The following is a 22011-nucleotide window of genomic DNA, read 5'->3' on the forward strand; positions in this document are numbered from 1 at the left end:
CGATGCTCACCTTCACCGAAGCCCAGGTGATGGAGTGGCTCACGCCGCTCCTGTGGCCGTTCCTGCGCGTGCTGGCCATGTTCACCTCGGCTCCCGTGCTGTCGCAGCGCAGCGTGCCGGTGCGCGTGAAGGTGGTGCTGGCCTTCCTCATCACGGTCTGTGCCCAGGCGTCGCTGCCGGCCATGCCGGTGGTCGCCCTCGACTCGCCCGTGGCCGTGCTCATGGTCGTGCAGCAGGTGCTGATCGGCCTGTCGCTCGGCTTCGCCGCGCGCATCGTGTTCGCCGCCATCGAGTTCGCCGGCGAGCTGGTCGGCCTGCAGATGGGCCTCAACTTCGCCGGCTTCTTCGACCCGGCCACCATGGGCCAGACCACCGCCGTCAGCCGCTTCTACGGCACGGTCGTGGTGCTGCTCTTCATCATCATCAACGGCCACCTGCTGATGATCGCCGCGCTCACCCAGAGCTTCGTCGCCTTCCCCGTCGGCCCCGAGCCGTTCGAGTTCCTGCGCCAGATGCAGCCGCACCTGTGGGGCGCGGAGATCTTCAAGCTGGGGCTGTGGATCGCGCTGCCCATGGTGACGATGCTGCTCTTCGTGAACCTCGTGCTCGGCGTCATCTCGCGCGTGTCCCAGCAGATGAACATCTTCGCCATCGGCTTTCCCATCACCTTGTCGGTGGGCTTGATCGGCGTGCTGCTGACCCTGCCCATGATGCAGGCGCCGTTCACCATGGCGCTCGAGCAGATGCTGGCGCGGTTCCAGTGATCCGGTAGGGCGCAGAGCCTGCGCCATGCCGTCCGCGCGGCCGCTTCCGGGTCGATCCGCGAGACGCTGTATGCTGCGCGCCGACTTGACGCCGCCGAGCAGGGGACCCAGGACTTCCTGGCCCAGGCGGGCGCGCAAGTGCTGTCCTGCGGCCATGCTGTCTCTCCGGCGCGCAGGGCGTCGACCCACTACCGGAAAATCTGATGCGCAAACTCTTCGCGATCCTGCTTGCTTCCGCCGCATTGACGGCATGCGGTACCAAACCCTATGTGCCGCAGGAATACCCGCTGCGCGACGGCCTCATCCCGACGTTGACCGTCAATGGTGACGTCAAGGTCGGCAACGCCCAGCCCTCGACCGACCAGGCCATCGTCTATTCCTACGGCGGCACCCAGCTCGCGTCCAACTACAAGGACATCACGCAGCTGATGGTCGAGCAGACGAAGAAGGAAATTGCGAAGAGCGGCAAGGTGTCGGCCTCGGGCAAGCAGAAGAACATCGACATCAAGGTGACGTACCTGCAGAGCCGCTACATCGCCTTCTTCTGGAAGAGCGAGATCAGGTTCACGGCCACCCTGGGTGGCGAAACCATCGAGAAGACCGTCACCCACGGCAGTGGCAACCTGTACCAGGACCTGAACGGCTGCATCGCCGAAGCGGTCATGAAGCTGCTGAACGACCCGAAGGTGACGGCCTACCTGGCGGCGTAAACCCACGACTTCCCCGGCGGCGCTGCCCTCCTGCGAGGTCAGTGACCCTGGCGGGCAGGCGGCCTCAACCGGCTCACGGGGCGGCGCTTGCCGCTTCCGGCATCTGCCGCGGCACCGGGCGCCCGGTGTCGATGAACAGCGCCACGTCGTCCAGCACCGGCGCCAGCCAGCGCAGCGGCGCAGCCATCGAGGCGGCCAGCGTGACGTGGCCCACGTGACGGTAGAGCTTGACCTGCACCGGCACCCCTGCGTCCTTCAGGCGATTGCCCAGCGCCACCGCGTTGCGCTGGGGATCGACCAGCTTGTCCTTCCTGGCGGCGCCGAGAAAGGTGCGCGGGGCGTCGGCCGAGACGAACTCGAACGGCTGCGACTTCGGCGGGTAGTCGGGATGGAAGAACACGGGCTTCGCGTCCGGGTTCTCGATGGGATAGAAGTCGTAGGGGCCGGCCAGGCCCACCCAGCCGGCGAGGGCGCGTGGCGTGGTGCCGGCGGCCTTCAGCCATCGCGGGTCGAGCGCGACCATGGCGGCGTTGTAGGCCCCTGCACTGTGCCCCACGACGAACACCCGCCGCGGGTTGCCGCCCAGGGCCGTCGCCTGCTGCAGGCCGTAGGCCACCGCGGCGGCGCTGTCCTCGACGAAGGAGGGGTAGCGCACCTCCGGATACACGCGGTAGTCCGCCACCAGCGTCAGGATGCCGCGCGAGGCGAGTGCCTCGCCGACGAAGCGGTAGTCGGCCCGGTCACCACCATTCCAGGTGCCACCGTAGAAGAAGACCGCCACCGGCCAGCCGCCGGCGGGCGCCGTGGCCGTCGGGCGGTAGACGTCCAGCTGCTGGCGCGGGTGTGTGCCGTAGGGCACGTTGGCGGTGAGCTCGAAGGTGCTGCGCGGCGTCAGCGCGTTGAGCGTCTGCACGGGCGCACAAGCGGCCAGCACGCCGGCCAGCAGGAGCATCGGGACGGCAATGCGAAGGAGTCGGGGCGGCTTCATGGCTGGCACCATACGCGCTGCCGACCTTGCCGGATGCAGGACAAAAGGCCGAGATGGGTTCAGTGGCCACCGCTTGGCGGCCCGTCGTTCACGGTGCGTTCAGCGGACGTGCCGCCGGGCCAACGATGCGGCCCGCGGCGCGTCAGGCCAGCCGGGTTCGATGCCGCTCGATCTGCTGCCGCACCTGCGCCGGCGCCGTGCCGCCCAGCACGTTGCGGGCGTTCAGCGAGCCGCGCAGGGTCAGCACCTCGAACACGTCGTCGGTGATGGAGGCGTGGAAGCCCTGCAGGGTGGCCAGGGGCAGTTCGGACAGGTCGACGCCGGAGGCGATGGCCTGCTTCACCGCGTGCGCCACCACCTCGTGGGCGTCGCGGAAGGGCAGGCCCTTCTTCACGAGGTAGTCGGCCAGGTCGGTCGCGGTGGCGTAGCCCTTGAGGGCGGCGCGCTCCATCGCTTCGGTCTTGACGGTGATGCCGCCCACCATCTCGGCCATGATGCGCAGGGTGTCGCGCACCGTGTCGACGGTGTCGAACAGCGGCTCCTTGTCTTCCTGGTTGTCCTTGTTGTAGGTCAGCGGCTGGCCCTTCATCAAGGTGATGAGGCCCATCAAATGGCCGACCACGCGGCCGCTCTTGCCGCGGGCGAGTTCGGCCACGTCCGGGTTGCGCTTCTGCGGCATGATCGAGCTGCCGGTGCAGTAGCGGTCGGCCAGGTCGATGAAGCTGAAGTTCTGGCTCATCCACAGCACGATCTCCTCGGCCAGGCGCGACACGTGCACCATGGTGATCGAGGCGAAGGCGGCGAACTCCATCGCGAAGTCGCGGTCGCTCACGGCGTCCAGGCTGTTCTGGCACACGCCATCGAAGCCGAGGGTGCGGGCGACGCGCTCGCGGTCGAGCGGGTAGCTGGTGCCGGCCAAAGCCGCGGCGCCCAGGGGCAGGCGGTTCACGCGGCGGCGCACGTCCTGCAGCCGCTCGGCATCGCGGGCGAACATCTCCACATACGCGAGCAGGTGGTGGGCGAAGCTCACGGGCTGCGCCACCTGCATGTGGGTGAAGCCGGGCAGGATGGTGTCGACGTTGCGCTCGGCCACGTCCACCAGGGCCTTCTGCATGTCGGCCAGCAGGGGCAGCAGGGTGTCGATCTCGTCGCGCAGCCAGAGGCGCACGTCGGTGGCGACCTGGTCGTTTCGCGAGCGGCCGGTGTGCAGGCGCTTGCCGGCGTTGCCCACCAGCTGGGTGAGGCGCGCCTCGATGTTCAGGTGCACGTCTTCCAGGTCGAGCTTCCACTCGAACGCGTCCGACTCGATGTCGGCCGTGATCAGCGCCATGCCGCGGCGGATGTCGGCAAGGTCGGCTTCGCCGATGATTCCTTGGGCCTGCAGCATCTCGGCGTGCGCCAGGCTGCCGGCGATGTCCGCCTTCCACAGGCGCTTGTCGAAGAAGACGCTGGCGGTGTAGCGCTTGACCAGCTCGCTCATCGGCTCGGAGAAGAGCGCGGACCAGGCTTGGGATTTCTTGTCGAGTTGGTTCGAGGACATGGCAGGCAGGGTGCGCACGCGCGGGGCGCGTCGGGGAAGAAGGGATTGCCCCGCGACGCGAGTTGGCGACAATTCGCCAAGGTCCGGGCGGAAGCCAGGATTCTATTCTTCCGACTGTTCCGCCCGACCCCAGCGGCCCTGCCGCCCGCGCCCCATGGCCTCACCCCCGCCGCCCGTTTCCCACCGCTCCGCCCGCCGCGAGGCCGGCTCCGCCTGGGGCGACAGCACGCGGCCCGGCGACCTTCGGCACAGCAGCCTCTTCAACACCACGAGCTTCGGCCCGGGCGCGTCGGCCCTGGCACCCGATCCGGGCGCCAACTCGGCGTTCGACGTCTGTCATGTGGGCGTGGTGTTGCGTGCCATCCTGTTCGTGCACGCCACGGTGGCGGTGGGCACGATGTTCGCGGCCGCCGACACCGAATCGTGGCTCGGGCTGCTCGCCTCCGGCACGAGCGTGGCGCTGCCGGCCACATTGCTGTGGCTGGTGGTCGCCTGCCTCCTCAAGCGCCCGCTCGCCTACCTGCCGGTGGCAGGGCAGTGGATCGCCGCGCTGGCGCTGGGGGCGGTGAGCGGCTTGGCCGGCCATCTGCTGCAGGCGATCGGGCCGCTCGGGCTGCTCGAGCCCCGGCCCTGGGCGCCGCCCGCAGCGGCCGGCGTGGCCCTGGCCACCGCGGTGTTCTACTGGCTGACGTTGCGCGCCCGCGCGCGTTTGCCGGCCGACGCCACCGCGCGCCTGGCTGAGCTGCAGTCGCGCATCCGGCCGCACTTCCTGTTCAATACCCTCAACACCGCCATCGCGCTGGCCCGGCTGGATCCCGCCCGCACCGAAAGCCTGCTCGAAGACCTGGCGGAGCTGTTCCGCGTGGCCCTCAACGACAGCGGCCAGGCCGTCACCCTGGGCGACGAAGTGGCCTTGGCGCAACGCTACCTGGCCATCGAACAGGTGCGATTTGGTGACAGATTGAAAGTGACCTGGGAGCTCGACGAGGACGCCGCGCAGGCCCGCGTGCCGCCCTTGCTGCTGCAGCCGCTCGTGGAAAACGCGGTTCGTCACGGCATCGAGCCGGCCGCCGAGGGCGGCCAGATCCGCGTGCGCACTCGCGTCAAGCGCGCTCACGCCGTCATCACCATCGTCAACACCATGCCCGGCCGGCCGTCCCGCCCGGGCAACGGCATGGCCCTGCAGAACGTGCGCGAGCGCCTGAAGCTGATGCACGATGTGACGGCCCAGTTCGAGATTCGTTCAGACAATCAGTTCTTTCGTGTCCAGGTGGTGGTGCCGTTGTGAGTCCGGGTGAGTCTGCAGGCTTGAAGGTGTTGGTCGTCGATGACGAGTCGTTGGCGCGGCTGCGGCTGCGCACGCTCGTGGCTGAGTGCGCCACGCCGGCGGCCGAGGTGGTGGGCGAGGCGGCCAACGCCGCCGAGGCGCAGCAGTGGATCGCCGGCCAGCGCTGCGACGTCGTGCTGCTCGACATCCACATGCCGGGGCTCGATGGCGTCTCCCTCGCCCGGCAGCTGCGTGGCCAGGCTGATGCACCGGCCATCGTCTTCGTCACCGCCCATGCCGAGCACGCCCTGCAGGCCTTCGAGCTCGACGCGGTCGACTACCTCACCAAGCCGGTGCGGCGCGAGCGCCTCCAGGCGGCCCTGCAGCGGGTGGCCCAGCGCGGCCGCCCGACCGCGCCGCCGCCTGCGGCGCCGGGGGGCGCCGAGGAGCCCATGCTCATCGTCAACGACCTCGGGCGGCGCATCCGCGTGCCGGTCTCCGAGGTGCTCTACCTGAAGGCCGAGCTGAAGTACGTGACCCTGCGCACGGCCACCCACACCCACGTGCTCGACGACTCCCTCACCGACCTGGCCCAGCGCCTCGGCCCGCGCTTCCTGCGGGTGCACCGCAACGCGCTGGTGGCCCGCCGCGCCATGCAGGCGCTCGAACGCCGGCTCATGCCGGGCGAAGGCACCGATGATGTGGCCGAGGGTTGGGCGGTCCGCGTCGCGCCGGTAGGCGAATGGTTGAGCGTCTCGCGCCGCCAGGTGGCCGCCGTCAAGGACGCCATCACGGAGGGCGGCCTGTGAACGCGCCGGATACCTCGCGCGACGAGTCGCGCAGTCCCGTCGGCCTGGCCGCCGTGGCCGGTGTCGTCCTGGTGCTGGCCCTGGTGGGCGCGCTGGCCTGGCTCGCCTCCGACGTGCCCGAGCCCGCACCCACCTCGTCGACCTTGGCCGAGGCCGTGCGTCTGCCGGAGGTCTGGGCGGTGTCCGCCTCCCTGCCTGCCCCGACGGTGCAGGTGGCCCGCGCCGAGCTCCCCCTGCCCATCGCGTCGTCGCCGCCCGCCGGCCACCTCGATGTCTGCGGCATCGGCGTCGTGAAGGAGGCCGACTGGATGGGGCCCGCACGCATCCAGTCGATGGCGGTGTCCGTCGCGGCGGCTCGCGAGCGCGTCGTGGCTGCGCTGAAGGCGAGCCCGGACGAGACCAGCCGGGCGCTCGGCCTCGCGCTGGACAGCATGGGCGGCGCGATCGTCACCGACGAGGTGGTGGCCTGCACCGGCCCCGGCTGCCCGGCCGAGCCGGAGCGCATCGAGTCCCGGGACGGCCTGGCCCGGCGGCTGGCCGCCAACCGCGGCCCGCGCGACGCCTTGGCCCGACTTGCCCTCACCACCCGCTCGCCCGAGGTCTACGGCCTGGCCTGGGGCGTGTGCAGCACGGTGGGCGCCCGCGATGAATCGTCTGCCTGCCGCATGTTGTCGGCCGAGCAATGGGCACGGCTCGACCCTGCCAACGCCGTGCCCTGGATGAGTGTCATGGACCAGGCTCGCTCCCGCGGCGACAGCGCAGCGGCCGACGAGGCGCTGTACCGCGTCTCCCAGGCCCGCACGGTGAACGCCGGCACCGGCCGCTTCGCCGCCTTGCTGCTCGATCGCCTCCCGGCCTCCGTCGGCCCGCTGGAGGCGATGGAGCTCGCAGCGGAGACCTTCTCCATCGAGCTGCAGGCGCCGGCCGGCTGGTACGGTTCGCTGCGCCAGGCCTGCAGTGCCGCCGCCCAGCGCGACGGCAACCGGCAGCAGCAGTGCCATGCCATCGCCGAGGGCCTGTGGCGCTTCGGCAGCAGTCCGCTCGAACTGGCCGTGGCGGTGCAGATCGGCGCCGCCTCGGGGTGGCCGACCGAACGGGTGCGGGCGCTCGAGGACGAGCGGGTGGCCCTGGGCCAAGCGGGCGCCGCTTCGGTGGGCGACGTGTCCATGACGTGCGAGTCGCTGCGCAACCAGGCGCGCCACCTGCAGCAGGTCGGGCGTGCCGGCGAGGTGGCGGTGCAGCGGGCCGCGCTGCTGGCTTCGGGGCACAGCGTGGCGCACTGGGCCGACGTGCACCGCGCGACCCTGCGGCAGGCCCAGGCGGCCGACGCAGCCTCCGGCGTCGTTCCCACGCCCTGAGCCGGGGAGGGTGGGTGCCGGCCGCGTCATCGACGTGCCGCCCGGCGCTGCCACAATGGGAGCTGCACGCCGCCCGATGCGGCGCGGAGACGCGACTTGCTCGACATCCAAGCCCCGCCCATCCCGGCCGACCAGATGCGGCACGCCGGCCGCGACCTCCTGTCGCTGGCCCTGATGGACGCCCGCAACCGCAGCCTTCGCTGGGCCAGCGCCAACGAGGAGGCCCTGGCCCGCTCACGCTGGGGCACGGGGCCGCTGGCCGAGCCCCAGGCTTGCGATCCGCCTCTGTGGACGCTCGGTCACCTTGCCTGGTACCAGGAGTACTGGATCGCCCGCAACCTGCAGCGGCAGCAGGGCGAGCGCGCGGATCCGGCCGCCGCGCGCCTTGCCTCGATCGACCCCGAGGCCGATGCCTGCTACGACCCCCGCCGGGTGCCGTTCGACCTGCGCTGGCAACTGCAGACGCCGGAGCTCGACGCCGTGCGCCAGTTCATGGTGGCCACGCTCGAGACCACGCTCGAACTGCTGGAGCACGCCGGCAATGACGACGATGCGCTCTACTTCTATCGCCTGGCGCTGTTCCACGAGGACCGTCGGTGCGAGATGCTCGCCACCCTGTCCCAGTCGCTGGGCCTGGCGGCGCCCTGGTTGCCCGCGCAGAGCGCGACCGCCCGCCGTGACCCGCTGGTCTTTCCCGCCGGCACCTGGAGCCTCGGCAGCGGTCCGGAGGGCTTCGCCTTCGACAACGAACGGCCGGTGCAGCGCGAACCCTTTCCCGAGTTCGAGATCGACGCCCAGGTCGTCACCTGGGACCAGTACGCCGAGTTCGTCGAAGACGGCGGCTACGACGAGGCGCACTGGTGGACCGCCGACGGTTGGGCCTGGGTCACCCGCGAGGGACGTCGATCGCCGCGCCACGTGGACCAGCTGCGCCACGGGGTGCTGGTGCAGCGCTTCGGCCAGACCTTGCGCGTGCCGATGGGCCAGCCCGCGATGCACGTCAACTGGTACGAGGCCGATGCCTGGTGCCGCTGGGCGGGGCGTCGACTGCCCACCGAGCTCGAATGGGAGGTGGCGGCCCACCAGGGCGCGTCCCGCGGGTTCCGCTGGGGCCAGGTGTGGGAGTGGACGGCCAGCACCTTCCGTCCCTATGAAGGCTTCCAGGCCGGCCCGGATGCCGCGCGATCCCTGGCCGGCTTCGGCAGCCACAAGACCCTGCGTGGCGCGTCCTTCGCCACCAGCGAACGCATGCGCCACGCGAAATACCGCCACTTCCTGAGACCGGAACGAGATGACAACTTCACGGGTTTTCGCAGCTGTGCGAACTGAGCGGCTCGCTGCCCTGGTGCTCGGTGCGTGCGCCCTGGCGCTCAGCGCCTGCGCCTCGGCGCCCCTGCCTCCCGCCTCGGCGCGCGTGGTGATCTTTGGTGAGCAGCACGATCAGGTCGACCAGCAGCGTCAGGTCGCCCGCACCGTGCAAGCCTTGGCGGCCGAGGGACGGCTGCTCGCCGTCGTGCTCGAGATGGCGGACCGGGGCAACAGCACCGCCTCGCTGCCCTCGCAGGCCAGCGAGGCGGAGGTCCGCCGCGCACTGGCCTGGGAGGATCGCGGTTGGCCCTGGGTTCAGTACGGCCCGGTGGTGATGGCCGCCGTGCAGGCCGGCGTGCCGGTCTGGGGCGGCAACCTCCCGGCGGCGCGCCTGCGGCCCACCATGGGGGACGCCGCGCTCGACGGTGTGGTGCCGCCGCCGGTGTCCGAACGCCTGCTGGCCGCCATCCGGGAAGGCCATTGCGGTGCGCTGCCCGACGCCATGACCCCCGGCATGCTGCGCGTTCAGGTGGCCCGCGACCGCGCCATGGCGGCCACCGTCACCGAACGGTTGCAGTCCGCCGGCCGTCCCGGCCAGGTGCTGCTGCTCACCGGCGCGCAGCACGCCTCACGAGACCGCGGCGTGCCGTGGCACCTTACGCAAGACGGCACGCTCGCGCCCGAGACCGTGCATGTGGTCTTGTTCGACAGCGCCGCGAGCGGACTCGTGGCTGACGAGCGGCGCCGTGCCGAGCTCACCGAAGGGCCGGACCCCTGCGAGGAATTGCGTCGCTCGCGGCCTCAGCCGCCGGCCCGGGACAAGGCGCTGTGACAAGTGGGGCGCCGTCAACCGCCTCGTGCTGACCGATCCGCGACGACGTCCTACAGATTTCCCGCACGCCGTGGGCGATGCTTCGGGGTCCTCCACGCCTGAACCGACCTTTCGCTGATGAGTCCCATCGCCTACGGCATTCCCGAAGCCCTGTCCCAATGGCTGATCGCACTCGGTGCCGCGGTGGTGGCGTTGCTCCTCACCGAAGCGGTGTTCCGCATCGGTGAGCGCATCGTGCGCCGCGCCGTGCGCCACTCGGCCATGGCGGTGACTGTCACCCAATCGGCTCGGGCACCGGCCCACTGGGTGATGCGCCTCGTGGCCCTGAACCTCGTCTGGCAGGGGGCGCCGAACACCCTGCCGGGGCTCCCCGGCGTGCAGCACTGGACCGGCATGCTGCTGATTGCCGTGATCACCTGGTTGGCCGTGCGCTGTGTGAACGGCGTGTCCAAGGCGGTGATCGCGTCGCACCCCGTGACGGTGGCCGACAACCTCATGGCGCGGCGCATCCAGACGCAGACGCGCGCCATCTCCAAGACGGTGGTGGGCCTGATCGTCCTCGTCGGCACGGCGCTGGCCCTGATGACATTTCCGGCGGTGCGCCAGATCGGCGCCAGCCTGCTGGCTTCCGCCGGCCTGGTGGGCATCGTCGCCGGCTTCGCGGCGCGGCCGGTGCTCGGCAACCTCATCGCCGGCCTGCAGATCGGCCTCACCCAGCCCATCCGTATCGACGACGTGGTCATCGTCGAAGGGGAGTGGGGCGTCATCGAGGAGATCACCGGCGCCTATGTCGTGGTCCGCATCTGGGACCAGCGCCGCCTCGTCGTGCCGCTGCAGTGGTGGATCGAGCATCCGTTCCAGAACTGGACCCGCAACACGTCGGAGCTTCTGGGCACGGTGTTCCTGTGGGTGGACTACCGCCTGCCGCTGGACCCGCTGCGGGACAAGCTCAAGGCCGTGTGTGCCGCCTCGGCCCACTGGGACGGCCGCCTCGCCATGCTGCAGGTCACCGAAGGCGGTGAGCGCGCCATGCAGCTGCGCTGCCTCGTGAGCGCGGCCAGTGCCGGCCAGGCCTGGGATCTGCGCTGCGAGGTGCGGGAGGCGCTCATCGACTTCATCCAGCGCGAGTACCCGCAGTGCCTGCCGCGGCTGCGGGCGGATGTGGAGGGCGGCGCGAACCCCGAGGCGCAGGCGCCATCACCGGCCCAGCCGCACCTCGGCCCGATCGGTTGACCCGCGCCGAACCTGATCCTCGGTTCGTTCGCGCGGCATCACGGCCGCGAACAGCCTGGTCTTGAGCAAGACCTGAGGCCATCGCTTCGAGCCAATCGGCCGCGGCCGGGCTCAGTCACCGCCGCCGCCACCGCAGGAGCCGCCACCGCAACCATCGCTCCCGGTGCCCCCGTCCGGTCCGTCGCCGTTCGAGGAACCGCTGGACGAGCCGCCCCCGCAGCCGGTGACGCACTGGCCTGAGCCATCGGCCCGTCGCCGCGCCAGCTCCTCGGCGACGTAGCGGTGGCCCCCCGGCACCTCCAGCCGCGCGTCGAGCGCGAACAACAAGGGCAGGCGGGAGGGCGTCAGTGGGTTGATTCCCTCCTGTGCGCAGGCCGAGCGCCAGGCGCGCCGCAGGCCTTCGGCGGCGCGGCCTGCCGATCCTTCTGGCATCGCCTCGGCCGGATGGTGATGCAGCATCTTGCCGAAGGCGTGATCGCAGAACTGCGCGTAGGCGGCGGTGTGGAGCAGGAACTCATGCCACATCGCATCGACCGCCTTGGACGGCATCGCCACGTACTGGCCACGCGCTTCGAGGCAGGCAATGAAGAACTGCCTGAGTCCGTGTTCCACGTCGTTCAGATCGCGCAGGGTCCAGGACGGGTAGTGCGTGGAGACCCGGCTGCGAACGGATGACGGGCAGCGGGAAGCCTCCAGCCATTGCCGCTGCCGGACCTGCAAGTTCCGGCCCGCCCGCGACGCGCGAAGACCCAGCACGACCGTGACCAGGCCCGGTGCGAGCGTCGCCCCGAGCGGAAACCGCGGCAACGCCGCCACCAGGGCCGTGACACCGGCTGCGACCCAGAACACCAGCCAGGGCCGGCCGCGGCGCGGTGGCTCGTGCGGAGTCATGGGCGTTCCTCCTGCGGTTGACCGGAGACCGCCGCGGGGGAGGTCGCGGAATCGGGTGCGCGCGGGCGACGGGCCAGACCGAAAAGCAGCAGCACCACGCCGGCCAGCACGACACCGGCCGCGGCCCATTCAAAGCCGCTGATCTGCTCGCCCGCGATGGCCACGCCAAGCAGCATGGCGATCACCGGGTTGACGAAGGTGTAGCTCGAGGCCAGCGCGGCCGGCGCTCGGGCCAGCAGCACCATGTAGGCGTTGAACGCGATGAGCGAGCCGAACACCACCAGGTAGGCCCAGGCGGCCGCGGCCTCCGGGGCTGGCGGCCAGGCCGGTGCTTCGCCGGCGATTGCCGAGAGCGCCAGCAGGAGCACGCCGCCGCAGATCATCTCGCTCGCAAAGCCGGTGGCGCCGTGGGCCAGCGGCAGGCTGCGCTGGCTCAGCACGCTGCCCACCGACCAGGTGGCGCAGGCGATGGCGATGGCGGCCAACCCCGCTGGGGACGCCTGGAAACCCGCGCCCTGGGTGAGCATCAGCACGCCGCACAGGCCGACGGCAATGCCCGCGGCCTCCAGCCGCGTCGGGTACACCCGCCACAGCAGGTTCACCGCCGCGATCATCAGCGGCACCACGGCAATGAAGGCAACCACCAAGCCCGAACCGACCGTCTGTTCAGCGTAGGCCGTGCCGCCCATCCCGCCGCCCAGCATCAGCCCGCCCACCACCGTCGCATGCAGCCACTGGCGACCCGTCGGCATCGCCCGGCCGCGCAGCCGCATCCACGCCAACAGCAGCACGCCCGCCAGCAGGAACCGCGTGCCCATCTGGAAGAAGGGAGGGAAGCTGATCAAGGCGAACTTGATCGCGAGGTAGGTCGAGCCCCACACCAGCCAGGTGGCCGCCAGGCAAAGGATGAGCAGCGGGCTCAGCGTGGCAGCGGGAGAAGGGGTGTCGTGAGGCGTCGACATGGCAGCGGGTCGGCGGCACGCCGGACCGGAGTTCAAAGGCGGGATTCTCCAACACCAGCGACGCGGTCATGCACGTCTCCTGGCTTCGACAGCGGATTGTGGAAACCGGCATGCGTCGCCACGCGGCGTTGCCAAACCATGAAATTCTCGGCTAGTCTCTGCGCCGACCATGAACTTCGAACCTTCATTCAAGACCGCAGCGTTCGCAAGCCATTCACTTCTGAACTGAGTTCCCGCGTCTTGGGGCGACGCCGGTCCCGAAGCCGGGGCACGGCGCCGCAGTGGACGACCCGATGGGAAGCGCAACGGAACAGACCACGCCCTGTGAAACGGCGCATGAGGAGCACAGACGCACGTGAGCACGTTCTACGATTCATCGACGGCGCCCGACCCTCAGACGTGGCTTTCCATGCCGCCTCGGGAGCAGATTCGGCTGATGCGCAATTTCTATGCTCGAACGGATTCGTCGGGCACGAGTCAACTCCAGATCCTGCTCCATGTGTCCGTTGAGACCCGGGTGGCCTCGGGTCACGGCCCCACCCGCAAGGCGATGCTTCGGTTGATGTCGGGCGGGCTGTCCCGACAGGACGCGATCGCTGCCATTTGCCAGGCCCTTCTCGCAGCGGGTGTCTGCGACATTCCGGGCCGAGCGAGTCTGGAGAGCGATGTGAACCGGGCGCTCCACCAGCTCTAGCGACGCCATCGGCATGACGCGGGCCATCCACCCGGACCGGTGGCGGCCGTGCTTGGCGTCAGTCCGTTTCAGCGCGCGGCGTCGTGAAGTCTCGCAGCGATCGACCGATAGGCCGACCGCTGTGCAGCGGCTTGCGTCGCGCCCCAGGCCCCGGCCGGCGTCACGCGGCCGCGGCGACGTGCGCGCTGGCAAAGGTTGCGGCACCCAGTCTGCGTGCGGTCTCGACATGGGAGGCCGCGGCCGTGCCGTTGACGTCCGTGAGGAACTCGGAGGTGACGACCTTTGCGCCGCAGAAGCCGAAGATGCCATGGTCGATCTGGGTGCGCATCGCGCGGTCGTAGCCATGGCGTGCATAGGTGCCACCGTCGGCGCCGCCGATGCCGATCAGGTGCACGGACAGGCGGCCGAGGCGCTTCAGGAGCCGGCCGTCGGATGTTTCGTCGTAGGCCCATCCGTTGGAGAACACGCGGTCGATCCAGCCCTTGAGCTGCCCGGGGAAGGACCACCAGTAGACCGGGTAGACCAGCACGAGGGCGTCGGCCCGGTCGATGCGCGCCTGCTCGCGAGGGACGTCGTCGGGCAGGGCGGCCTGGAGCAGGTAGGCGGCGCGGTCGCCCTGATGAAAGGTCGGCTGGAAGCGCTCTGCCGCAAGGTCGGCGATCTCGGTGGTGTGGTCGCCGGACTGCCGGACGCCCTGGGCGTAGGCCTGCGCGACGGCGTGCGTGAGGGATTGGGGGTCAGGGTGGCTGACCACGATGAGGGCGTGCATGGAAGTCCTTTCGACGGGGTGTAAACTACCAACAGTAAGTTTCGATGTGTAGGTTACTGTTGGTAGGTTGAATGTCAAGCCATCCCCCCGATCCCCCTGTGCCGCCCGGTGCGAAGAAGCGGCTGACCAAGGCCGATCGCCAACGGCAGTTGCTGGAAGTCGCCTGGTCGATCGTGCGCAGCCACGGCACCGATGCCCTTACCCTCGGCGTGCTTGCGGAAAAGGCCGGGGTGACCAAGCCCGTCGTCTACGACCATTTCGGCAGCCGCACCGGCCTGCTCGGCGCGCTGTATGCCGAGTACGACCACCGACAGCACGCGCTCATGGATGAGGCCCTGCGTGCGACGGGCAAGTCCCTCGCCGCCGTGGCGAAAGTGATTGCCGGGGCCTACGTGCAGTGCGTCATGACGATGGGCCGTGAGCTGCCGGGGGTGAGCGCGGCACTGGCCGGTTCTCCGGAGCTCGATGCCCTGAAGAAACAGCACGAGGCGGCCTTCCTCGAAAAATGCCGCGCAGCGCTGCAACCCTTCGCCAAGCAGCCGCTGGGTCTCGCGGCGATGCGGGCCATGCTCGGCACGGCCGAGGCCGTCTCGTTTGCCGCTGCGGCGGGCGAGATCGAGCCCGCCGAGGCCGAGGCCGAGATCCAGGACGCCATCCTGCGCATTGCGCGAAGGAGCTGAGGCAACGACGGCGCGGGCGGCTCCGAGGTTCCGCCCTCCGCATGGGCGGCCCGCGGTCGGGGCTCGTCAGGCCGCGACCCGCTCAGGCGATGGTGTCCCGCGCGAAGCGTTCCGCGCACGCCTCCACGTCGCCCTCGTCGCGGTGCACGACCTGTGCAACGCCGTCGCGGCCCAGGAGCACGAGCGTGTCGGCGAAACGACGCACGTCCTCGATGTCGTGGCTGATGAGCACGAGGGGCACGGCAAATCGCTCGCGAAGTGCATCGAGTTCATCCCGCACGCGGCTGCGCAGGGCGATGTCCAGTGCGGCGAAAGGCTCGTCCAGCAGCAGCAGCTCGGGCGGCCGCAACAGGGCACGGGCCAGGGCGACACGCTGGCGCTGGCCACCGGACAAGGTGGTCGGGCGGCTGCCCAGGAGATGAGCGATGCCCAGCGACTCGGCGAGCCGGCTCACCGCTTCGCGCACTTGCGGAGACGGCTTGCGCTGGAAGGTGCCCAGTTCGCCGAAGGCGATGTTCTGCGCCACGTCGAGGTGCGGAAACAGCGCGTAGTCCTGGAACACGTAGCCGAGGCGGCGTTCGCGGGCCGGAATGTCGATGCGGGCCGTGCTGTCGAACAGCACGCGGTCGCCCACCGTGATGCGGCCAGCCCGCGGCCGAACCAGGCCGGCGATCGCCTGCAAGGTGAGGCTCTTGCCGACGCCGGAGGGGCCGAACAGGACGACCCGCGGACGGTCAGAGGCGAAGCGCACCGCCACGGCGAAACGCCTGCCGCGGCTCTCGGCTGCCAGCTGCACGTCGACGTTCAGCAGGGGCCTGCTCATGCGCGCGGCCTCAGCAGGCGGCCCGCAGCCAGCAGGATCAGCACGCACACCACGGAGATCAGCACGACCAGCACGTTGGCGCTGGCGTCGTCGCCGGCCTGCACCGCGTCGTGGATGGCCATCGAGAGGGTTTGCGTCTGGCCCGGGATGTTGCCGGCGATCATCAAGGTGGCGCCGAATTCGCCCATCGCGCGTGCGAAGGCCATGGCGGTGCCCGCGACGATGCCGCGGGAGGCCAGCGGCAAGGTGACGCGCAGGAACACCTTCCACTCGCTGGCGCCAAGCACGCGAGCGGCCTGCTCCAGTGGCCGGTCCACCGCCTCGAAGGCGGCGCGTGCGGCCTTGAACACCATCGGGAACGCCACCAGCGCCGCGGCGATCACCGCTCCCTGCCAGGTGAAGATCAGCTGCACGCCGAGCCGTTCGTCGAGGAAGCGGCCGAGGGGCGCATTGCGCCCCAAGGTGACGATGAGGTAGTAGCCGAGCACGGTCGGCGGCAGCACGAGCGGCAGGGTGAGAAGCGCATCGAGCAGCTCGCGGCCTGGAAAGCGGGTCCGTGCGGTGAGGAACCCGAACGCCACGCCGGTCACCAGGGCGAGCAGCGTGGCCCAGCCCGCCACGCGCAGCGTGAGCCACAGCGCGGTGAAGTCGGCTGCGGCCCAGGCTGCCATCATGGCGCGCCGAAGCCGTGGGCCTGCAACACCGCCGCCGCGGCCGGGCTGGCCAGGTGGCGGATGAAGGCGTCGGCGGTGGCCGCGTCCGCCGCACGGGCCGTGCGCGCAACCGGATAACGCACTGGCGGATCGGTCGGCACGGTGAGCACGATGCGCACGTGGGCGACGTCGACGAGGGCGTCGCTGCGGTACACGAAGCCGGCATCCACCTCGCCCCGGCTCACATAGCTGAGCACCTGCCGCACGTTGTCGCCATAGACGAAGCGAGGCTCCAGGTCTGTCCACAACCCCTGGGCTTCCAGCGCCCGGCGGGTGTAGGCACCCGCGGGCACCACCTTCGGCTGGCCCACGGCAATGCGGCGAACGCGCGGGCCGCGCAGGTCGGCCAGATGCGAGAGCGGCGCCGCGCGGCCGGCAGGTGCCTGCAGCGGTGCCACGAGCACGAGCGCGTTGCTGGCGAAGTCGCGGCGGGTGCCGCTGGCGACAAGGCCTGCCGCCTCGGCCCGATCCATGGTGTCACGGTCGGCACTGGCGAACACGTCCACCGGTGCGCCCTGACGCAGCTGCGCGAGCAGGGGACCCGAGCCGGCGAAGTTGAAGCGCAACGTCGTGCCGGGATGTGCCTGCTCGAACCCCCGGCCGATCTCCCGGAATGCGTTCTGCAGGCTCGCGGCCGCAGAGACGGTGAGCTCGCCTGCACGCGCGCCGGCCGCCACGCATGTCCCCAGACTGGCGGCGAGGCAGGCGACAATGGTGGCGCGACGAAGTGACATGGAGGACGACGGTGGCGGGTCTTCGTTATGTAGACGACTATACAACGGTGCCATCACCCCTGTGCGCGGGCCGGGCCGCATGACAGGCCGTCGCCGCAGCGCACCCGCCATCGGGCTCGAAGGCACGCTCTCGTTGCGCCGCGGTGGCCATGTGCTCGGCAGCGCCGACCGCATCGCGCTGCTGGAGGCCATCCGCCACACCGGCTCCATGGTGCAGGCCGCGCGTGAGGTGGGCATCAGCTACAAGACCGCCTGGGACCGCGTGCAGGACATGAACAATGTCTCCGGCGAGCCGCTGGTGGCGCGTTCGGCCGGGGGCGCGGGCGGCGGCGGCACGCAGCTCACGCCGGCCGGACTTGCCCTCATCGATGCCTTCCGCCATCTCCAGACCGAGCACACCGCGATGCTGGCCCGCCTGTCTCACACCCTGGTCGATCCGGAGGGCGCGCTGCGTCTCCTCTCCACGCTCGCGCTCAAGACCAGTGCCCGCAACCAGCTGGCCGGCGTGGTGAGTCGCATCACGCGCGGAGCGGCTAACGCCGACGTGGTCCTCGCCCTGCCGGGCGGTGTGGACGAAATCGTTGCCCGCATCACCAATGCCTCGGTGGACGATCTGGCGCTCGCCGAGGGCTCACATGCGGTCGCCCTCGTCAAGGCCTCGGCCGTAGTGGTTCAGTCAACCGTGGAACGCTCCGCCGCACCGACCGACCCCGTGGACAACCAATGGCCGGTGGCGATCGAACGTCTGCTGGTGGAGGCCGGCAGCGCCGAGCTGCAAGGCCGGCTCCGGGGCGGGCAGAGCATGGTGGCGACCCTCGACCCGGCGGAGGTGGCGCGCCTGCGACTGGCGGAAGGCGCCGCCGCCCGGTTCGGATTCTCGGCATCCAGCGTGATCCTCGGAGTCGCCTGAGAAGCCTCGGCATCTGGTCGCCTCGGATGCGGGCAGGCGCAGCCGCCGCCCGCAATTCATCAGCACGGCGAGTTCGTCTGGGTCAGCAACCCCAGGCGGTAGGGAAGCCGGTCGTAGCTGCCGCCGGCCCCGGGCGCCAGGCCTTGATAGAGGAAGCGCATGTTGCAGACGCTGATCTCGAGGTTCTGGTCGTAGCCGGTCCGCAGGATCTCACCGTGGCTGATGCCCTGGCTCCACTTGCCGGTGGGGAAGCTCACGTTCGCATCCCCGGCAAACGGGTTGCTTTCCGTGGACGCAGACAGCGCCGACCACGGCCCGCCGAGGCTGCTGGCGCTGAACGAGCGGAAGTAGCGCCCGCTGCCGCCGATGGCCTCGACGATCATCAGGTACTGGCCGGTCTCACGCACCTTGTAGACCTGTGGCGCCTCGAACAGCAGATTGCGGTTGCCGTCCTGCAGCGTCACCACCGTGCTGCCGAAGCCGTTCGGAAAGTTGGCGAGCGTGGTCTGGGAGCGATAGATCTTCCCGTTGTCGCCGGCCGAGAAGAGATGGCAGTTCACCGCGTCGCAGGCAACGGCGAAGTCGAGCCAGTTGGCACCGGCGCGAATGTCCGCCTGGATGTTGGACGGCACGCTGCTGTAGAAGGTGCGCACGGCACTCCACCCGCCGGGGTTGCCGATGTCCGGATTGGTCGAGTAGGCCGCGTTGCCGTTCTGGAACACGAGGTACCAGAGACGCGAGGGTGAGTGATAGAACACAAAGGGCGCGGCACGATAGCCTGCGCCGATTCGCGTGCTGTCGAGGAAGTACGGGTTGGCGGAGCCGGCGTTGCCCCAGTCGGTGAACGAGCGGTACTCGAGTCCCCATCCGTTGCCCTTGGCCTGCGTCGAGAACACGTGCCAGCGACCGTTGTGAAAGACCACCGTCGGGTCCTTGAGGGCCACCTCGGGGTGCTGGGCGGACGGTTTGGCCAGCATCAGCGGCGCGCTCGATGACCACCGGAAGCTCGACGGCAACTGCGCTCCGTCGCCGGGGGGCGGGGTCGTTTCACCGACCGCGACCAGGGCCCAGGTCTGGTTGCGGCCCGAGAAGTCGGTGTACTGCGTGACGTCGCCCCCATCGGCCAGCGAGGCGCCCATCACCTCCAGCACCTTGCCGGAGTTGGCGTTGACGAGGCGAACGGCGTTGTTGTCGTTGCCGACCAATCGCCACTGCTGGTTGGGGGAGTTCCGGTCGGTGAACTGGTTGACCGGTGCGCTGTTGGCGGTGGAGGAATTCCACACATCCACCACCTTGCCGGAGTGCCGGTTTTTCAATCGGTAGTGGCCGTTGCCGGAGGCGATCAGCTGGAACTGCTGGTTGGTGGCGTCGGTGCGGCTCCATTGACGGAACTCTGCACCATCGTTGGTCAGCCAGTTGTACAGGTCGAGGGCCTTGCCGCTGTTCCCGTTCACGAGAACGTACCAGGCGTTCGGGTCGACCGTGATGGCGGCGCCAGCGTTGCCGGCGAGTGCCAGCATCGCCAGGAATGAAGCGGCGAGGACCGAGGCCACCCGCCGCAGGCGACGAATCGTGTTCATGAGCAGTGTCTCCAGGAAGGGGTGGAATCAGAGGTCACCGAAACCGATGGCGCCATTGCAATGAAGCCATTCGCTTCGCCCACTGCCGCCGCCGCAGGCCCCGTTCTGCCAGACGCCGGTGTTGTAGGTCTGCGCCTCCGCTTGACGGACGGAGCCGTTGACGCTCAGGTAGTCGATCTGCACGTCCCGACCGCTCGCGTCGTTGGTGAACTCGATGACAGAGCCACCCGAGGACGTCGTCGAGACGGTGTAGGTGGACATCGTCGTGCCGAGCGTCCAGGTTCGCACGGCGGTGCCACCGATGCGCAGGGTGACGCTTTCCTGGCCGCTCGTGCCTCGCGCACGAACGGCGATCGTCTTGCCGGGGCCGGTTCCACCGCCGCCGATGGTGGTGGTGCGCACGTAGTTCTTGAGCCAGCCCATGGCGGGACGCTCGCTGCCGTCACGCCGCACGAGGTGGGTCCCCGCCTCCCAGGTCGTGCCCTCGATGTACCCCCAGAGCGTCACGCCCGCCACGTTCGGATGCGTCCAGAGAATGGGAAACTTCTGCTGGTAGCGCTGCAGCTGCACCGAATCGCTGCCGGTCATGTCGAGCTCCGACACATGGACCGGCAGGCCCGTCTGGGCAAGGGAATCGAGGTGATTGCGCATGGTTGTCGTGCTGACGTTGTCCATGCTGAAGAAGTGCGACTGGATGCCGATGCCGTCCACCAGCCCGCGCGCCTTGAGCACGTTGATGATCTGCTTGTACGTGGTGAGGCGCGTCGGGTTGTCAATGATCCCGTACTCGTTGATCAGCAGCTTGGCGTTGGGGCAGTGCTGGCGCGCCTTCTGGAAGGACCACACCACCCAGTCCCAGCCGGTGGCACCCGCGCCACCCAAGGCGTTGCGGTAGCCGGCGGGCGCGCTGATGGGTTCGTTCACCACGTCGATGTACTGCGTCTGCGGATAGCGTTGGCAGTACAGGCGCATGAACTCCTCGACTTCGTAGGCCTGCTGATCCGCCGGAAGGGCGCCGATCCATCGTGGTGCCTGGTTGCCCCAGACGAAGGTGTGCTGCTTGAACATGAAGCCGCTCGCCCGCGCGTGGTTGTAGGCCATGTCGAGCGAGGCCCAGTTCATCTGGTTGCGATTCGGTTCCACCGCATCCCACTTGCCCGAGTTCTCCGGCGTGACCTGGTTCCAGTAGGCGTTGAAGCTGGACGGCACGTTGCCGGCGATGACGTTGCCCAGGTACTTGGGCTTGCCGACGGCGATCTGCGCCTGGGCGCCCGAACTCGCGGCAAGGGCAGACAGGGTGGCCAGGGTGCAGGCCAAGGCCCGGACCAGCGTCCGGCAGGTTCCAACGGTCGTCATGGGTCGATCTCCTCGAATGGGGTGCTGGACGGACGGACGTGCGGCCCGGCTGCCTCTGGTGGGCCGTGCCAGCGGAATGAAAGAAGGGTGCCGCGTGTGCAGCACCCCTGCGGAAGGCCGTTCAACGGCTCAGTTGCAGCGCGAACTCTTGTAGTCGGACACGCGCAGCGAGTACGGGTTGCCGCAGGCCTCCGCCGTGAAGCGGGTGTCGTTGTCCATGAAGCGCTTCATCCAGGCCACGCCCTTGGCGCCGATGATGTTCTTGTCGGTGTTGATCGAGTTGGCGCAGTAATGGGTGCCACCCGTCATCTCCATGTAGGCCTTGGTCGAGTTGAGCGACATGTAGAACGGCCCGGCGTGCAGGTAGGTCGGCGCGATGACGTCCGCCTGGCAGGCGATGATCAACGTGGGCGTGGACACCGAGCCGAACAGGCTGTCGTTGTTCCATGGTGCGAACGGAATCGAGGCCTTGATGGACGGACGTGTGCGGGTCGACACCAGCGACCCGCCGCCCCCCATCGACCAGCCCATCACGCCCATGCGGGAGGCGTCGACCTTGCCGTAGATCGGGTTGCCTGGTGTGTTGCCCAGGGCCGCGAGCTGGTCGAGCGCGGCCAGTTGCTGGCGCGAGCGCGAGTCGGGTTGATCCGCCGTCGTGAACGTGTCGATGGTCATCACGACGAAGCCCCACGAGGCCAGGCGCGGCCCCCACCAGTTGACGTCGGACTGGTAGGCAGTGAAGCCGGGGACCACGACGATCGCGCCGACGGTCCCGCCCGCGTTGGTGGGGTAGTACACCGTGCCTGCGCGGTAACCGCTCGGTCGGCTCACGGTGAACTGGCTGAATGCCATGGGGCCCCGGTCAGCTGCGAGCGAGAGCGAGGTCGGCGCAGGGCCGCGCTCGAAGGGGTTGGACTGCGCGACGGTTGCGGTCGACGCGGCAACGGCAACGGTCGCGAGGAGGGCTTGAACCCAGCGGGTCAGTGTCATGAGAGTCTCCGGTCTTGTTGTGGTGAGTGCTGCGGATGCGCCGCGCACCGTCCGTCCGTCGAGCCACGCCTTTGGCGCACGTGGCGCACTCCGACGGGCG

At 69.7% G+C, this 22011-nt stretch carries 22 protein-coding genes; 11 read left to right on the plus strand and 11 right to left on the minus strand.

Annotation, left to right across the window (positions count from 1 at the left end):
• The first annotated feature begins 2 nt into the window (after positions 1 to 2).
• Together fliR and ACSQ2F_RS02935 are read left to right on the plus strand one after the other, a co-directional pair.
• Positions 3 to 764 carry a flagellar biosynthetic protein FliR gene (fliR, locus tag ACSQ2F_RS02930; protein WP_436019595.1) on the plus strand — a complete coding sequence of 254 codons (762 nt, stop codon included), beginning with the start codon at positions 3 to 5 and terminating at the stop codon, positions 762 to 764.
• Between the two features lie 203 nt (positions 765 to 967).
• Positions 968 to 1474: a hypothetical protein gene (locus ACSQ2F_RS02935; RefSeq protein WP_436019597.1), complete on the plus strand. Its 507-nt coding sequence runs from the start codon at positions 968 to 970 to the stop codon at positions 1472 to 1474.
• Between the two features lie 73 nt (positions 1475 to 1547).
• On the opposite strand, the gene ACSQ2F_RS02940 is transcribed toward ACSQ2F_RS02935, so the two are convergent.
• Both ACSQ2F_RS02940 and argH read right to left on the minus strand, forming a co-directional pair.
• On the minus strand, positions 1548 to 2462 hold the full coding sequence (locus tag ACSQ2F_RS02940) for an alpha/beta hydrolase (protein ID WP_436019599.1): 915 nt from the start codon (positions 2460 to 2462) through the stop codon (positions 1548 to 1550).
• Positions 2463 to 2604: 142 nt separating this feature from the next.
• Positions 2605 to 4002, minus strand: a complete 1398-nt coding sequence (gene argH, locus ACSQ2F_RS02945) for an argininosuccinate lyase (protein ID WP_436019601.1) — start codon at positions 4000 to 4002, stop codon at positions 2605 to 2607.
• A gap of 154 nt (positions 4003 to 4156) precedes the next feature.
• Here argH and ACSQ2F_RS02950 point away from each other — a divergent pair, with 154 nt between their 5' ends.
• The 6 genes from ACSQ2F_RS02950 to ACSQ2F_RS02975 all read left to right on the plus strand — a co-directional run bounded on the left by ACSQ2F_RS02950 (position 4157) and on the right by ACSQ2F_RS02975 (position 10809).
• Positions 4157 to 5290, plus strand: a complete 1134-nt coding sequence (locus tag ACSQ2F_RS02950) for a sensor histidine kinase (RefSeq protein ID WP_436019603.1) — start codon at positions 4157 to 4159, stop codon at positions 5288 to 5290.
• Positions 5291 to 5310: 20 nt separating this feature from the next.
• Positions 5311 to 6078 (plus strand): LytR/AlgR family response regulator transcription factor, encoded by a 768-nt coding sequence (locus tag ACSQ2F_RS02955; protein ID WP_436019605.1) that lies wholly within the window; start codon positions 5311 to 5313, stop codon positions 6076 to 6078.
• Positions 6075 to 7436, plus strand: coding sequence for a hypothetical protein (locus ACSQ2F_RS02960; protein WP_436019607.1), 1362 nt, complete (start codon positions 6075 to 6077; stop codon positions 7434 to 7436). The genes ACSQ2F_RS02955 and ACSQ2F_RS02960 overlap by 4 nt, the downstream gene beginning before the upstream one ends.
• 96 nt (positions 7437 to 7532) lie before the next feature.
• Positions 7533 to 8765 carry an SUMF1/EgtB/PvdO family nonheme iron enzyme gene (locus ACSQ2F_RS02965; protein ID WP_436019609.1) on the plus strand — a complete coding sequence of 411 codons (1233 nt, stop codon included), beginning with the start codon at positions 7533 to 7535 and terminating at the stop codon, positions 8763 to 8765.
• Positions 8766 to 8781: 16 nt separating this feature from the next.
• The gene (locus tag ACSQ2F_RS02970; protein ID WP_436019612.1) at positions 8782 to 9576 is read left to right on the plus strand and encodes a ChaN family lipoprotein; all 795 of its coding nucleotides are present in this window, start codon (positions 8782 to 8784) and stop codon (positions 9574 to 9576) included.
• Positions 9577 to 9693: 117 nt separating this feature from the next.
• Positions 9694 to 10809, plus strand: a complete 1116-nt coding sequence (locus ACSQ2F_RS02975; protein ID WP_436019614.1) for a mechanosensitive ion channel family protein — start codon at positions 9694 to 9696, stop codon at positions 10807 to 10809.
• 111 nt (positions 10810 to 10920) lie between these two features.
• On the opposite strand, the gene ACSQ2F_RS02980 is transcribed toward ACSQ2F_RS02975, so the two are convergent.
• On the minus strand, positions 10921 to 11700 hold the full coding sequence (locus tag ACSQ2F_RS02980) for a glycine-rich domain-containing protein (protein ID WP_436019616.1): 780 nt from the start codon (positions 11698 to 11700) through the stop codon (positions 10921 to 10923).
• Positions 11697 to 12662 (minus strand): drug/metabolite exporter YedA, encoded by a 966-nt coding sequence (gene yedA, locus ACSQ2F_RS02985; protein WP_436019618.1) that lies wholly within the window; start codon positions 12660 to 12662, stop codon positions 11697 to 11699. Before yedA ends, ACSQ2F_RS02980 begins: the two co-directional genes overlap by 4 nt.
• 355 nt (positions 12663 to 13017) lie before the next feature.
• Between yedA and ACSQ2F_RS02990 the strand changes: the two genes are divergently transcribed.
• Positions 13018 to 13356: a hypothetical protein gene (locus ACSQ2F_RS02990; RefSeq protein ID WP_436019620.1), complete on the plus strand. Its 339-nt coding sequence runs from the start codon at positions 13018 to 13020 to the stop codon at positions 13354 to 13356.
• A gap of 160 nt (positions 13357 to 13516) precedes the next feature.
• Here ACSQ2F_RS02990 and ACSQ2F_RS02995 read toward each other — a convergent pair whose 3' ends face one another.
• Complete coding sequence (locus ACSQ2F_RS02995; protein ID WP_436019622.1) at positions 13517 to 14125, minus strand: NAD(P)H-dependent oxidoreductase; 609 nt, start codon at positions 14123 to 14125, stop codon at positions 13517 to 13519.
• A gap of 71 nt (positions 14126 to 14196) precedes the next feature.
• On the opposite strand from ACSQ2F_RS02995, the gene ACSQ2F_RS03000 reads away from it, so the two are divergent.
• Positions 14197 to 14805, plus strand: a complete 609-nt coding sequence (locus tag ACSQ2F_RS03000) for a TetR/AcrR family transcriptional regulator (protein ID WP_436019624.1) — start codon at positions 14197 to 14199, stop codon at positions 14803 to 14805.
• Between the two features lie 82 nt (positions 14806 to 14887).
• Here ACSQ2F_RS03000 and ACSQ2F_RS03005 read toward each other — a convergent pair whose 3' ends face one another.
• The 3 genes from ACSQ2F_RS03005 to modA are packed head-to-tail and all read right to left on the minus strand — an operon-like array spanning position 14888 to position 17075.
• Positions 14888 to 15628: an ATP-binding cassette domain-containing protein gene (locus tag ACSQ2F_RS03005; RefSeq protein ID WP_436019626.1), complete on the minus strand. Its 741-nt coding sequence runs from the start codon at positions 15626 to 15628 to the stop codon at positions 14888 to 14890.
• Positions 15625 to 16302 (minus strand): molybdate ABC transporter permease subunit, encoded by a 678-nt coding sequence (gene modB / locus ACSQ2F_RS03010; protein ID WP_436019628.1) that lies wholly within the window; start codon positions 16300 to 16302, stop codon positions 15625 to 15627. The genes ACSQ2F_RS03005 and modB overlap by 4 nt, the downstream gene beginning before the upstream one ends.
• On the minus strand, positions 16299 to 17075 hold the full coding sequence (gene modA, locus ACSQ2F_RS03015) for a molybdate ABC transporter substrate-binding protein (RefSeq protein WP_436019630.1): 777 nt from the start codon (positions 17073 to 17075) through the stop codon (positions 16299 to 16301). The genes modB and modA overlap by 4 nt, the downstream gene beginning before the upstream one ends.
• Before the next feature lie 79 nt (positions 17076 to 17154).
• Here modA and ACSQ2F_RS03020 point away from each other — a divergent pair, with 79 nt between their 5' ends.
• A complete protein-coding gene (locus ACSQ2F_RS03020; protein WP_436019632.1) occupies positions 17155 to 17985 on the plus strand; it encodes a TOBE domain-containing protein in 831 nt (276 codons plus the stop codon).
• 59 nt (positions 17986 to 18044) lie between these two features.
• On the opposite strand, the gene ACSQ2F_RS03025 is transcribed toward ACSQ2F_RS03020, so the two are convergent.
• The 3 genes from ACSQ2F_RS03025 to ACSQ2F_RS03035 all read right to left on the minus strand — a co-directional run bounded on the left by ACSQ2F_RS03025 (position 18045) and on the right by ACSQ2F_RS03035 (position 21911).
• Positions 18045 to 19565, minus strand: a complete 1521-nt coding sequence (locus ACSQ2F_RS03025; RefSeq protein WP_436019634.1) for a non-reducing end alpha-L-arabinofuranosidase family hydrolase — start codon at positions 19563 to 19565, stop codon at positions 18045 to 18047.
• Positions 19566 to 19592: 27 nt separating this feature from the next.
• On the minus strand, positions 19593 to 20921 hold the full coding sequence (locus tag ACSQ2F_RS03030) for an endo-1,4-beta-xylanase (RefSeq protein ID WP_436019636.1): 1329 nt from the start codon (positions 20919 to 20921) through the stop codon (positions 19593 to 19595).
• Between the two features lie 129 nt (positions 20922 to 21050).
• On the minus strand, positions 21051 to 21911 hold the full coding sequence (locus ACSQ2F_RS03035) for a poly(ethylene terephthalate) hydrolase family protein (RefSeq protein WP_436019638.1): 861 nt from the start codon (positions 21909 to 21911) through the stop codon (positions 21051 to 21053).
• Positions 21912 to 22011 lie beyond the last annotated feature (100 nt).

Origin of the sequence: Rhizobacter sp. LjRoot28 (assembly GCF_964253025.1) — a bacterium.
Taxonomy (GTDB): domain Bacteria; phylum Pseudomonadota; class Gammaproteobacteria; order Burkholderiales; family Burkholderiaceae_C; genus Rhizobacter.

Excerpts from the sequence above, each read along its gene's own strand:
- ACSQ2F_RS02940 (WP_436019599.1), bottom strand. The coding sequence starts at position 2,462 with ATGAAGCCGCCCCGACTCCTTCGCATTGCCGTCCCGATGCTCCTGCTG.
- ACSQ2F_RS02975 (WP_436019614.1), top strand. The coding sequence starts at position 9,694 with ATGAGTCCCATCGCCTACGGCATTCCCGAAGCCCTGTCCCAATGGCTG.
- ACSQ2F_RS03005 (WP_436019626.1), bottom strand. The coding sequence starts at position 15,628 with ATGAGCAGGCCCCTGCTGAACGTCGACGTGCAGCTGGCAGCCGAGAGC.
- ACSQ2F_RS02980 (WP_436019616.1), bottom strand. The coding sequence starts at position 11,700 with ATGACTCCGCACGAGCCACCGCGCCGCGGCCGGCCCTGGCTGGTGTTC.
- ACSQ2F_RS03000 (WP_436019624.1), top strand. The coding sequence starts at position 14,197 with ATGTCAAGCCATCCCCCCGATCCCCCTGTGCCGCCCGGTGCGAAGAAG.
- ACSQ2F_RS02995 (WP_436019622.1), bottom strand. The coding sequence starts at position 14,125 with ATGCACGCCCTCATCGTGGTCAGCCACCCTGACCCCCAATCCCTCACG.
- modB (WP_436019628.1), bottom strand. The coding sequence starts at position 16,302 with ATGATGGCAGCCTGGGCCGCAGCCGACTTCACCGCGCTGTGGCTCACG.
- modA (WP_436019630.1), bottom strand. The coding sequence starts at position 17,075 with ATGTCACTTCGTCGCGCCACCATTGTCGCCTGCCTCGCCGCCAGTCTG.
- ACSQ2F_RS03025 (WP_436019634.1), bottom strand. The coding sequence starts at position 19,565 with ATGAACACGATTCGTCGCCTGCGGCGGGTGGCCTCGGTCCTCGCCGCT.
- ACSQ2F_RS02950 (WP_436019603.1), top strand. The coding sequence starts at position 4,157 with ATGGCCTCACCCCCGCCGCCCGTTTCCCACCGCTCCGCCCGCCGCGAG.
- argH (WP_436019601.1), bottom strand. The coding sequence starts at position 4,002 with ATGTCCTCGAACCAACTCGACAAGAAATCCCAAGCCTGGTCCGCGCTC.
- fliR (WP_436019595.1), top strand. The coding sequence starts at position 3 with ATGCTCACCTTCACCGAAGCCCAGGTGATGGAGTGGCTCACGCCGCTC.
- yedA (WP_436019618.1), bottom strand. The coding sequence starts at position 12,662 with ATGTCGACGCCTCACGACACCCCTTCTCCCGCTGCCACGCTGAGCCCG.
- ACSQ2F_RS03030 (WP_436019636.1), bottom strand. The coding sequence starts at position 20,921 with ATGACGACCGTTGGAACCTGCCGGACGCTGGTCCGGGCCTTGGCCTGC.
- ACSQ2F_RS03020 (WP_436019632.1), top strand. The coding sequence starts at position 17,155 with ATGACAGGCCGTCGCCGCAGCGCACCCGCCATCGGGCTCGAAGGCACG.
- ACSQ2F_RS03035 (WP_436019638.1), bottom strand. The coding sequence starts at position 21,911 with ATGACACTGACCCGCTGGGTTCAAGCCCTCCTCGCGACCGTTGCCGTT.
- ACSQ2F_RS02935 (WP_436019597.1), top strand. The coding sequence starts at position 968 with ATGCGCAAACTCTTCGCGATCCTGCTTGCTTCCGCCGCATTGACGGCA.